This is a genomic window from Collinsella aerofaciens, from assembly GCF_015557435.1.
GTDB lineage: Bacteria > Actinomycetota > Coriobacteriia > Coriobacteriales > Coriobacteriaceae > Collinsella > Collinsella aerofaciens_Z.
In genome coordinates this window covers 49070-60934 of the sequence record NZ_JADNOH010000077.1, presented here as the reverse complement: position 1 = coordinate 60934, position 11865 = coordinate 49070, and the positions used below count along the sequence as shown (strand labels likewise).

Below are 11865 nucleotides of genomic sequence, written 5' to 3'. Positions count from 1 at the left end.
TTGAACGTCAGATTGCCGCTTAGGGGCGTTTGCAGCGTCGAGCAGTTACGCGGTTCGTAGAACCGCGTAACTAACAAATGAGCATGGCGTCGCCAAAGCTGAAGAAGCGGTAGCGCTCCTCGATGGCGGCGGCGTAGGCATCCATGATCTGGTCGCGGGTGGCAAGCGCGCTTACGAGCATCATGAGCGTGGAGCGCGGCACGTGGAAGTTCGTGATCAGCGCGTCGACCACGTGATAGGTCGAGCCGGGCATGAGGTAGAGCTGCGTCGTAGCGTTCTCGCGCGCCACGATGTCGCCGCGGCCGAGCGTATCGGCCCCATCCTCGCGGCCCTCAAAATAGCGCGCCGTCACAGCCGGATCGGACACCGGAGCATCGGCGTCAAACGCGCTCTCGAGCGAGCGCACCGCCGTGGTACCGACAGCAATCACACGATGGCCCTCGGCCTTCGCCTTATGCACGGCGTCGACAACCTCCTGCGACACGTGGTAGCGCTCGGTGTGCATCACATGCTGCGTGGGATCGTCCTCCTCCACCAGACGGAAGGTATCGATGCCCACCTCGAGTTCGACGGCGGCAAACTTGGCACCCTTGGCCTCGATGGCAGCCATAAGCTCGGGCGTAAAGTGCAGACCCGCCGTGGGAGCAGCAGCCGAGTGCTCTTCCTTCATGGCGTAGACGGTCTGGTACTTCTCGGGGTCGCCCTCGAAATCGGTAATGTAGGGCGGCAGCGGCACGTGGCCGGCAGCATGGATGGCCTCGTCGAGCGTGCGCGGGTCGCCGGCGGCATTGCAACCGGCCGGCTCAAAGCGCACCAGACGGCCACCGCGGCTATCGGTGACAAAGTCGATGACCTCGGCCGTCAGCACCACGGGAGCCCCCTCGGGCGCATGGGCGCCACCGGCGCGATACTCAATCTGAGCACCGGGCTTCAGGCGCTTGCCCGGCTTGACCAGGCACTCCCAAACGTGGCCCAGCGGGTCAACATCCTCACGGCGCTTGAGCAGCAGCGTCTCGACCACGCCACCCGAGCCGGCTTTGCGACCGATCAGGCGGGCCGGCATCACGCGCGTCTGGTTGATGACGAGCACGTCGCCCGGCTCGATATAGTCGATGATGTCGCGGAAGATGCGGTGCTCAACAGTACCGCCGTGCTCCAGCGGCTTCCCCGCCTGGGAGCCTTTGCGATCCACCACCAGCAGGCGGCAGGAGTCGCGCGGCTCGGCAGGAGCCTGGGCAATCAGTTCCTCAGGAAGGTTGTAGTCAAAATCATCGGTACGCATAGACACGTCTGATACTCCTTATATAGCTAAAGTCCGCTCTACATCCTAGCAGGCTGACGTCCCAAACGAACTACTTTTTGGCGGCTTTGCGCTCGTCGCGGATGCGGGCGCGGTCCATGGCCGCCTCGACAGCAGAAAAGCGGCAGCCGCAGTAGTTCTGTCGATACATGCCCAGTTCGCGCGAACGGCGCGTAGCCTCGGGATAATACGGGCGAAAATCGCGAATGACCGGGGTGAGCCCACGTGCCGCCGTCAGGCGTTCGAGTACGTCATTGCAGGTGTCGAACAGCTGGTACGGCGAGACGGCGAGCGTCGTACCCACATATTCAAACCCGCGCTCCTGGGCAACGCGGCATGCCTCGGCCAAGCGCAAGGCATAGCACGCGCGACAGCGACGGGGACGATCGGCACCCAGCGGGGCCACGCCGGTCTCCCAGCGTTCGCGGTCCTCCCCGGCCTCGATGAGCTCGATGTCGCCATCGGCACACCACCGGCGCAGCTCGTCCAAACGCCGCTGCCATTCATCGTGAGGTTGAATATTAGGGTTGGTCCAGCAAATCGTGGGCTCAAACCCCTCCTCGCGCAGCAGGCGAACCGGCTCAAGCGAGCATGGTGCGCAGCACGCATGCAGCAACAACGACTTCATCGACATCTCCTCACCCAAAAAAGCGCACGCCAAAGGACGTATCCTCGCAGGCGACAATGCGGCGGCCGCGCAGGATGGTCCGCACGTAATACCAATCGCCCACGCAGCCCGACAAGTGCAGACCAGCCGCCAGGTAGCACAGCAGCGGATAGTCCGAGAACGCAAACCCCAGGGCAAATGCTGTCGTCACAACAACCGTCGGCGCCAGGCAAATTGCCATATACCGCCGGCGCGAATACACAATCCCCTCGGCGCAGGCATAGATCATCGCCGTCTCGCGATTCGCCCCAAAGGTCACCTTCGCGCCCGCAGGCGCCAGCAGCTTAAAGAACACCGCGTGCACCAGCTCGTGCACGGCAAACGACGCCATTGAGACCGCAGTCAAGCCGACTATCCAGCCCACGACAGCCATCCAGCCGCCCGCGTCAGCCGCATCCAGATCCGCAGGCCCGCCCAGCAGCATAAACACCGGCACCAGGCACACGGCAAACACGCCGACGACGACCATCCCCCACACGAAGCAAGCGTGCAGAAAATCCTCGTCCTCAAACGCATGTATGTTGGAAATCTCATTCATAGCATCTTAGGATAGCGCCCCTGCCACGCACCCGCCCGCATGTGCGATAATGTCGAACGATATGCACGAATTGACCACTGCGTCGCCAGGCCTTGCGCCCGGCCGCGCTCTCACCATATGCGAAGGAGTCCCATGGCATCCAAATACTCCATGAACGACCGTCCCAGCTGGCCTCGCCGCGCCATCGTTACCGCCGGCGAGCCCTACGGCAACAAGGGCCTTCACTTTGGCCACGTCGGCGGCGTCTTTGTCCCTGCCGACTTCTTCGCCCGCTTCCTGCGCGACCGTCTGGGCCGCGAGAACGTCATCTTCACCTCGGGCACCGACTGCTACGGCTCGCCCATCATGGAGAGCTACCGCAAGCTCAAGGAGAACGAAGGCTACGATAAGTCCATTAGCGAGTATGTCGAGTCCAATCACTCCCGCCAGGCCGCGACCCTCAACAACTACAACATCAGCTGCGACATCTACGGCGGCTCGGGCCTTGAGCCGGCTGCGCAGATTCACAACGAGGTGACCGCCGAGATTATCAAGCGCCTGCACGAGCGGGGCACCATCTCCAAGCGCTCCACGCTGCAGTTCTACGATGCCAAGGCCGGCACGTTCCTCAACGGCCGTCAGGTGATCGGACGCTGCCCCATCCAGGGCTGCAAGTCCGAGAAGGCCTATGCCGACGAGTGCGACCTGGGCCACCAGTTTGAGCCCGAGGAGCTCATCGCGCCCAAGAGCCAGCTCACCGGCGAGGTGCCCGAGCTGCGCCCGGTCGACAATCTCTACTTTGACCTGCCGGCCTACCTCGACTTTATGAAGACCTACACCGCCAAGCTCGCCCAGAACCCGCAGGTTCGCTCCGTGGTCTCCAAGACCATGGAGGAGTGGCTGCTGCCGGCTCAGCTCTACATCCAGAACAAGTTCCGCGAGGCCTTCGATGCCGTCGAGGACCAGCTCCCCGAGCACACCGTGCTGGAGCCCGAGGGCAACAAGAGCAGCTTTACCGTCACCTTCCCCAGCTGGAAGGAGCGCGACGACGCCCACGCGGTGCTCGCCAACGGTGGCGTGCGCTTCCGCAGCGGCAAGGCACTCGTGCCCTTCCGCATCACCGGCAACATCGACTGGGGCGTTCCGGTGCCCGAGGTCGATGGCGTCTCCGACGTCACCTGCTGGTGCTGGCCCGAGAGCCTGTGGGCGCCCATCAGCTATACGCGTACCGTGCTCGCGCGCGATGCTAAGGCCGCCGGCGTGACCGAGGGCGTCGCCGCCCAGGACGCCGCCCTCATGGGCGAGCCCGCTGCCGACTCCACGCAGGTGCCCGCGCCCACCTACCAGCACAGCTCGCTCGACTGGCGCGACTGGTGGTGCTCGGACGACGCACAGATCTACCAGTTTATCGGTCAGGACAACATCTACTTCTACTGCATCGCGCAGACCGCCATGTGGGAGGCCCTGGGCTGGGGCCTAACGCAGAGCACCGTCAGCGCCTGCTACCACCTGCTCTACATGGGCAAAAAGGCCAGCTCGTCCTCGCAGACGCCTCCCCCGCCGGCAGACGACCTGCTCAACCACTACACCTGCGAGCAGATGCGCGCGCACTGGCTGTCGCTCGGCCTGTCCGAAAAGCCAGTGAGCTTTAGCCCCAAGGCATACGACACCCGCGTGACCGGCAAGGACAAGGACGGCAACGAGGTGCGCGCCTGCGACGACAAGCGCGTCATCGATCCGGCCCTTAAGGAGAGCGCCCTTTTGACCGGCGTGTTCAACCGCCTGGCCCGCAGCTGCTTCTACGGCGTCGCCGTCAAGGAGGGCGACGAGAGCCCCTACCGCAACGGCTGTATCCCCGCCGGCGCGGCCTCTGCCGCCGTGGTCGAGGCCGCCGAGCAGGCCGCCCTTGCCTTTGAGCAGGCCATGTACAAGTTCGAGACGCACCGCGCGCTCGCCGTGTGCGACGACTACCTGCGCGCCGCCAACAAGCGCTGGAGCGATGCCTCCAAGGCCGCCAACAAGCTCGAGGGTAACGAGGCAAACGCCGCAATGACGCAGGCCCTCGTCGACGCCTTTACCGAGCTGCGCGTGGCGACCGTGCTCATGCACGGCATCGTCCCTGCCGGCTGCGAGCTCATCTGCGAGTACTTCAACGTCGATCCGGTCGCCTTCTTTAGCTGGGATAACATCTTCGCCTCCACGGATGAGTTTGTGGAGAGCCTAGGCGAGAAGCCCGGCGAGCACCGCGTAAAGCCGCTGCCCCCGCGCTTCGACTTCTTCAGCAAGCACGAGAGCCAGTACTAAACACTCGACATGTAATGGAACAGGAAGGAAAGACGGATGTCCAAGCCGCGTCGTCGTAAGCAGAAAAAGCAGGTCAAGGCCGAGCTCAAGCTCAGGCAGTTTGCTGCTACCGAGCTTTCCGACCAGCTTGCCGCCCAACACTCCGCCGCCGACCTGCCGCGCTTTATGGTCGACACGGTTGCCGGCGCCTATGCGCCCGCCGATGCCGAGCTCATGATCGAGGGCTTCGGCGCCGCGGCCACACGCCCGGTCACGCTGCGCGCCAACACGCTCAAGGCAACCGCCGAGGACATCGCTGCGGCGCTCGATGCCGCCGGCATCGCCCACAACCCCGTCACCTGGTACCCAGACGCCTTCATCCTGCCCGAGGCCCAGGTTTCCGACCTGTGGGATCTCGACATCTACCGCGACGGCAAGATCTACCTGCAGAGCCTGTCGTCCATGATGCCGCCGCTGGTCCTGGGCGCTCAGGCAGGCGAGGACATCCTGGACATGTGCGCAGCCCCTGGCGGCAAGACGACGCAGATCGCCGCCCTCACGCAGGGGCAGGCGCACCTTACCGCCTGCGAGATGAGCATTCCCCGCGCCGAGAAGCTCGAAGCCAACCTCCACCGCCAAGGCGCAAAAAACGTGCCCGTCATGCGCACCGACGCACGCGAGCTCGACGAGTTCTTCCGCTTTGACCGCATCCTGCTCGATGCTCCCTGCACCGGCACGGGCACCGTCATCAGCGGCAACGAGAAAAGCCTGCGCGGCCTGACCGAGCAGCTGCTCGTCAAATGCGCCCGCTCGCAGCGTGCGCTTCTGGACCGCGCCATGGGAGCCCTCAAACCGGGCGGCACGCTCGTCTATTCGACTTGTTCGATCTTGCCGCAGGAAAACGAGGACGCCCTGCAAGAGGCCCTCGACAAGCATATGGACTGCGAGCTCATCCCCCTCGACGGCACGCCAAGCGAAAGTGAGGCACGCCGCGCCCAGGAAGCTGGCGAGGAGCCGCGCATCGAGTCCAACGCCCTGACCGAGGCCATTGCCGCGGGTCAGGTATCGGCCATCGCCAACGGCCTGCCCGGCACGCTCACCATTCCGCCCAGCCGCGAATTTGAGGGCTTCTACATTGCCCTGATCCGAAAACGCAGCTAGCGCACGGATCCAAAACTCAACAAGCTATCTCCGTGCGCGTTTGCCCTGCTGGTCGCGATGCTGTTTAAGCATCGCGCGCTCCTTGCGTTCGGCCCTTTTGCCCTTAATGGCCGTGACCACAAAGTAGATGACCGCGGCGGCAACGATTGCGCCCACACACAGGCCAATCGAGCCAAACATTGCTGTCAATTCCATACCGCGTCACCTCTCTTTTAAACGGGACATTCAAGATAGCACCTCAATACCCGCCACCACAGCTCCTTCACGTTCGCCGGCCCTTCGGTCTAACGGATGGCGCGGCGGGGAAAAATCAACTCGTCAAACGATTTAGCATTCGCAATTCCGGCTGCATCGCGCCGGCCGTCATCACATAGAATCGAGCTTCCATGGATACCCTCAACGATCTAAATGAGCGCGTCGACGCCTTCGTCGGCACCAGCTCCTTCGACACGCCTGCCGCGGCAAACGACCAAGCCCCCATCGATGTGCCCGCCGAGGTTCACGAGGACATCGTCGCCTCGGTCGATTTCTCCGAGGTCGAGCTCGCAGACGAGTTCACCGAACCCCAGGTAGCCGTGACCCCCAACGGACTGCTTCCCATGGAGCCGCTGCCCATCGACGGGCGCCTGCGCAAGGCGGCCCTTCGCATGCCTGACGAGATTGAGGAAGCCAGCGGCTTCACGCTCTTCGGCCGTCGTATCAAATCGCTCATCTACACCACCGACGTCGCGGTCATCCGCAACTCCAACGCCGATGCCGTCTTTGCCGTTTACCCCTTCACGCCGCAGCCCGCCATTACGCAGGCGCTGCTGACCGTCGCCGAGTGCCCGGTCTTCGTAGGCGTGGGCGGTGGCACCACCACCGGCAAGCGCTCCGTTCAGATGGCAGCCGTCTCCGAGATGCAGGGCGCGGCGGGCTGTGTGGTCAACTCCCCCGCCACCGCCGAAATGGTCGAGCACATCACTAACATTGCCGACATCCCCGTCATCGCTACGGTCGTTCGCTGCGACGACGATGCCCACGCCAAGGTGCGCGCTGGAGCCAAGATTCTCAACATCGCCGCCGGCAAGAACACGCCCCAGGTCCTACGCGAGCTGCGCAAGCACTATCCCAACCTGCCGCTCATCGCGCCGGGCGGCAAGACGCCCGAGAGCATCCGTGAAACCATCGCCGCCGGCGCCAACGCCATCATCTGGACGCCGCCTTCGGCCCAGCAGCTACAGACCGACATGATGCAGCGTTATCGCAAGATGAAGGAAGACGCCACACCTGTCATCTCGCACGACGATGTGCCCATTATCGACCAGGTCTCCGCCGCCGAGGTCAGCCAGGTCGAGAACATGAATCCCGACGTGCCGATTCCCGACGAAGTCATCGAGCGCGTCGCTTCGATCCACGAGCGCGTCGAGGAGCATCGCGCCAACCGCGGCCTCAAGCCGTCACTGCACGGCTTCTTCTTCCGCGGAAAGAAACGCTAACCCCAACAGCAAGGCCCGCCCCACAAACGTGAGGCGGGCCGTTTTCGTTTGAGCAATCATGCAGCGATGTGATGGGGCAAATTAATCCACGCGTTTGTCGCCCATAAAGAAGAGCGCCACCGTGCCAGGTCCGGTATGCGAGCCAATCAGAGTACCGATGTTATTGATCTCAATCTTGCCTTTAAGCTGCGGAATCTGTTCCTCGATCAGCGCCGCAACTGCCTCGGCATCCTCGCGGCACGCCGAGTGCGACATGACGCACTTGCCCGAATAGTCCGCGCCGTCCTGCACGTGTGCCATCATGGTCTTAGCCATCTCGGAAATCGCGCGCTTCTTAGTGCGAATCTTCTCACGTGGCGACAGCCCACCTTCGCAATCGACCGTCATAAGCGGGCAAATCTTAAGCGCCGTGCCGATGATCGCGCTCGCAGCCGAAATGCGACCGCCGCGCAGGTAGCTCGACAGATCGGTCGAGAAGAACCAGTGGTGCAGGTTGAGCTTGTGCTCCTCGATCCAGGCAGCCGTCTCGTCGAGTGAAGCCCCGCTATCGCGCACGTCGGCGGCACATTCCGCCAGCAGGCCAAAGCCCGAAGACGCCGCCAGCGAATCGATGACGCGCACCTTGCCGCCCTGGGGATAGCGATCCGCGAGCATCTGCGCCGCAACGCAAGCCGAGCCATACGTACCCGAAATACCCGACGACAACGTCAGGTGCAGCACGTCTTTACCCTCGGCAACAAGCGGCTCCCAAAACTCCTCGTACTCACCCACGCTCACCTGAGACGTCTTGGGCATGGCGCCTGCGGCAATCTGGGCAAAAAACTCGTCCGGCGTAATCGACTGATACAGATCGTCCGTATAGACAACATCGTCGATCTCGTAATGAAAACACACGACAGGGATATTGCGCGATTCAAAGAACTCCCGAGTTCGATCGGCGGCGGATTCACAGGTCAGGACAAAATCACTCATATGAGGCTCCTTACTCATTGCTGCGCAAATTATCGCACAGTGAGCCTACATACGGTACATATGTCCACTATTTACCAAATCGAACCAAAAATAGCGAACATCTTTACCACCATCGTTTCCACCGACCCCACGCATAAATATCTGAGAAAACACCCTCTATCGTCTCCACTCAACCGCCATATCTACCTCCACTAAATCGATTTACCAAACCGTTCGGCTAACAATTCGGCCGCCCATCCCCAATCGAAACAAAAGCGGCGCATACTGATAAACGTTTTACGCTGTTTATCAGTTTTACCAGCCCTATCGGAAGGTGTTTCATGGTCGCATTCGATCGCAATCCGCAAGACTTCAAGTATCTGCGCCTGCTGTCGAGACAGTTCCCCACCGAACAATCCGCATTTACCGAAATTATCAACCTCTCGGCCATCCTCAACCTACCCAAAGGCACCGAGCATTTTATGAGCGACGTGCATGGCGAGTACGAAGCCTTTATGCACATCCTCAACAACTGCTCGGGCGTCGTGCGCGAACATGTCGACGAGATTTTTGGCGACACGCTTTCCTTTGACGAAAAGGGCGAGCTGTGCACGCTCATCTACTACCCGCGCGAGAAGATCGACCTGGTCCGCAGCCGGCGCGAAGACTCGCCCACCTGGTACAGGACGATGCTTGACCAGCTCATCATGGTCGCCCGCTCGCTTTCGAGCCGCTATACGCGCTCCAAGGTGCGTAAGGCCATCCCACGCGATTACGCCTACATCATCGACGAGCTGCTGCACACGCATCCGGACGAGAACAACTATCGCGTGCGTTATCACGAGCGCATCGTGGAGTCCATTCTGGAGACCGCCAGCGCCGACGACTTTATCGAGTCGCTCGCCTCGCTCATCAAGCGCCTGGCCGTCGACCACCTGCACCTGGTGGGCGACATCTTCGACCGCGGCGGCGGCGCTGCCAAGATTATGGACCGCCTGCTCACCTACCATTCACTCGACATCCAGTGGGGCAACCACGACCTGCTGTGGATGGGCGCTGCGGCCGGTGAGCCCGCCTGCATCGCAACGGTGCTGCGCAACAACCTACGCTACGACAACTACGAGATCCTGGAGAACGACTACGGCATCTCGCTGCGTGAGCTTGTCGCCTTTGCCGATGCCACCTACACCGCCGGTGAGTCCATCACCCCGCTGATCAAGGCCATCAACGTCCTGCTCTTTAAGCTCGAGGGCCAGATTATCCAGCGCCATCCCGAGTTCGACATGACCGACCGTCTGTTACTCGACAAGATCGATCACGGCACCGGCACGGTCACGCTCGCCGACGGCAGCGTGTGGCCGCTCACGACCAACGACTTCCCCACCGTCGACCCGGCGGACCCCTATACGCTCACGTCTCAGGAGCAGCACATCATCGACAAGCTCGTGTCCGAGTTTGTCACCGCCGATCACCTGCATCGCCATATCGATTTCCTCTATTCCCACGGCTCGATGTACAAGGTCGCCAACGGCAATCTGCTGTTCCACGGCTGCGTGCCGCTCAACGAGGACGGCACCTTTAGCAGCATGAACTGCCTGGGCACCTGGCACGCCGGCCGCGATTATTTCGATTTTTGCGACCACATCGCCCGCCGCGCCTGGCGCGTGGGCGACCGTGACGCCCTCGACTGGATGTGGTACCTGTGGATCGGCTTTAACTCGCCCGCCAGCGGACGCCTGGTGCGCACCTTTGAGCGCGCCTATATCGCCGACAAGAGCACCTGGGTCGAGCCGATGGATCCGTACTACACGCTCACCACGTCGCCCTCGGTCTGCGATGACATCATGCACGAGTTCGGCGTCGTCCCCATGGCATGTTCGCCGACCGGTCACATCATCAACGGCCACACCCCCGTCAAGACCACCAAGGGCGAACAACCCATCCGCGCCGACGGAAAACTGCTGGTCATCGATGGCGGCTTCTGCCGCGCCTACCATCCCAAGACGGGCATCGCCGGCTATACGCTCATCTCGAGCTCGCGCGGCTGCCGCCTCAAGTCGCACCGGGCCTTTACGACGGTTGCCGAGGCACTCACGCGCAACGTGGACATCGAGAGCGAGACCAACCGTTTTGACCAGGCCGACCGTCGCCGCATGGTAAGCGACACCGATTCCGGCGCCAAAATCCGTGGCCAGATCCAGGACCTGCGCCAGCTGCTCGATGCATATAGAAACGGTGCTATCGAGGAGCGCGCCTAGCCCCGCCCGCGGGGATTGGCTAAACTTGCTGGGTTTGTCATCCCCGCGGCGCTTCGGCGCCAGCTTAAGGCAGGTACCATGCAAAAGCTCCTTGCGCAGATCATGAAGTTTGGCGTCGTCGGCGTCATTGCCACCGTCATCGACTTCGGCATCATGAATCTGCTCCACTACGGCCTGGGCCTTAACATCCTGATTGCCAACACCAGCGGCTTTATCGTCTCGCTCATCTTTAACTACGTCGCGAGCATGAAGTACGTGTTCGCGCACAAGGAGGGCATGAGCCGCCGTCGCGAGTTTATCATCTTTGTCGTGCTGTCCGTGATTGGCCTGGCGCTCAACGACGGCATTGTGCTGGCACTCAACGCCGGCCTGGGACTCGAGGCCAATATCGCCAAGATCTGCGCCACCGCGCTCGTCATGGTCTACAACTTTGTGACCCGCAAGATTTTCCTGGAGGGCGACGAGACCAAGTAGCTCGGCTTCTTTGCTGTATTGCAGGGCCCGCGGACGGTATGCGCTCAGCGCAGCATCGTCCGCGGGCCCTACTCGTTTACGGGCAAATTTGGCACGTTTGCGGATTGTCTCTTGCAAATTTGGCGAGTTCATATAGTTCTTGGCAAAGACCTTACGTTTCCCTTGCAAAAGCTCTAAAGTATCCTCTGCTCGATTCATCAACGCATTGGATGTGATTACGTGCGCAAGGCACTGGCACAACCTCATACGAAGCAGTTCCTCAAGTTCGCTGTCGTGGGCCTTATCTCCTTTGGCATCGACTGGGGCATGCTCATTGCGCTCGTCGAGCTGTTCCACCTCGACTTTTTGATGAGCACCACGATCTCGTTCATCACGTCCGTCGTGGTCAACTACTGGCTCAGCATGAAGTACGTGTTCGATCACCGCGAGGGCATGAGCCGCAAGCGTGAGTTCACGATCTTCACCATCCTGTCGGTGATCGGCTTGGGCCTCAACGACCTGTACATGTTTGTGGGCGTCACGTTTTTGAGCATCGGCTACCAGGCCATGAAGGCCATCGCCACGTTCCTGGTCACCTGGTACAACTACTTCAGCCGCCGCTTCTTCCTCGAGGGCGCACGCTCGTAGTCAGTCAAACATAACCTCGCATTTGTAACCGGTTGGAATTCACGTTCCAACCGGTTTTTATTTGCCGAGAACCCGCGTGAGGCGGGCTACGATGCCGAAATGGGACGCGCCTTCCCCATGGGCGCTGCCTCGGAAAGCGCGTCCCGGAT

General features: G+C 61.6%; 11 protein-coding genes. 6 read left to right on the top strand and 5 right to left on the bottom strand.

Annotation, left to right across the window (positions count from 1 at the left end):
• Positions 1–70: 70 nt before the first annotated feature.
• From queA to I2G43_RS07370, 3 genes are all read right to left on the bottom strand, one after another.
• Positions 71–1282, bottom strand: coding sequence for a tRNA preQ1(34) S-adenosylmethionine ribosyltransferase-isomerase QueA (gene queA, locus I2G43_RS07380; protein WP_195535661.1), 1212 nt, complete (start codon positions 1280–1282; stop codon positions 71–73).
• A gap of 70 nt (positions 1283–1352) precedes the next feature.
• A complete protein-coding gene (locus tag I2G43_RS07375) occupies positions 1353–1928 on the bottom strand; it encodes an epoxyqueuosine reductase QueH (protein ID WP_195535659.1) in 576 nt (191 codons plus the stop codon).
• Positions 1929–1938: 10 nt separating this feature from the next.
• Positions 1939–2505: a DUF3267 domain-containing protein gene (locus tag I2G43_RS07370; protein WP_195535658.1), complete on the bottom strand. Its 567-nt coding sequence runs from the start codon at positions 2503–2505 to the stop codon at positions 1939–1941.
• A gap of 132 nt (positions 2506–2637) precedes the next feature.
• On the opposite strand from I2G43_RS07370, the gene I2G43_RS07365 reads away from it, so the two are divergent.
• Together I2G43_RS07365 and I2G43_RS07360 are read left to right on the top strand one after the other, a co-directional pair.
• Positions 2638–4788, top strand: a complete 2151-nt coding sequence (locus tag I2G43_RS07365) for a class I tRNA ligase family protein (RefSeq protein ID WP_195535657.1) — start codon at positions 2638–2640, stop codon at positions 4786–4788.
• A gap of 36 nt (positions 4789–4824) precedes the next feature.
• The gene (locus tag I2G43_RS07360) at positions 4825–5928 is read left to right on the top strand and encodes an RsmB/NOP family class I SAM-dependent RNA methyltransferase (protein WP_195535656.1); all 1104 of its coding nucleotides are present in this window, start codon (positions 4825–4827) and stop codon (positions 5926–5928) included.
• Between the two features lie 24 nt (positions 5929–5952).
• Here the strand turns inward: I2G43_RS07360 and I2G43_RS07355 are convergent, their stop codons facing one another.
• Positions 5953–6123, bottom strand: a complete 171-nt coding sequence (locus I2G43_RS07355) for a hypothetical protein (protein WP_157757989.1) — start codon at positions 6121–6123, stop codon at positions 5953–5955.
• Between the two features lie 191 nt (positions 6124–6314).
• Here I2G43_RS07355 and I2G43_RS07350 point away from each other — a divergent pair, with 191 nt between their 5' ends.
• The gene (locus tag I2G43_RS07350; protein WP_099431937.1) at positions 6315–7406 is read left to right on the top strand and encodes a hypothetical protein; all 1092 of its coding nucleotides are present in this window, start codon (positions 6315–6317) and stop codon (positions 7404–7406) included.
• Between the two features lie 81 nt (positions 7407–7487).
• On the opposite strand, the gene I2G43_RS07345 is transcribed toward I2G43_RS07350, so the two are convergent.
• Positions 7488–8378: a DegV family protein gene (locus I2G43_RS07345; RefSeq protein ID WP_099431938.1), complete on the bottom strand. Its 891-nt coding sequence runs from the start codon at positions 8376–8378 to the stop codon at positions 7488–7490.
• A 320-nt stretch (positions 8379–8698) separates the two neighbouring features.
• Between I2G43_RS07345 and I2G43_RS07340 the strand changes: the two genes are divergently transcribed.
• The 3 genes from I2G43_RS07340 (at position 8699) to I2G43_RS07330 (ending at position 11716) form a co-directional block, all read left to right on the top strand.
• On the top strand, positions 8699–10615 hold the full coding sequence (locus tag I2G43_RS07340; protein ID WP_195535655.1) for a fructose-1,6-bisphosphatase: 1917 nt from the start codon (positions 8699–8701) through the stop codon (positions 10613–10615).
• Positions 10616–10693: 78 nt separating this feature from the next.
• Positions 10694–11089: a GtrA family protein gene (locus tag I2G43_RS07335; protein ID WP_195535654.1), complete on the top strand. Its 396-nt coding sequence runs from the start codon at positions 10694–10696 to the stop codon at positions 11087–11089.
• A 219-nt stretch (positions 11090–11308) separates the two neighbouring features.
• Positions 11309–11716: a GtrA family protein gene (locus I2G43_RS07330; RefSeq protein WP_035137329.1), complete on the top strand. Its 408-nt coding sequence runs from the start codon at positions 11309–11311 to the stop codon at positions 11714–11716.
• Positions 11717–11865: the final 149 nt, after the last annotated feature.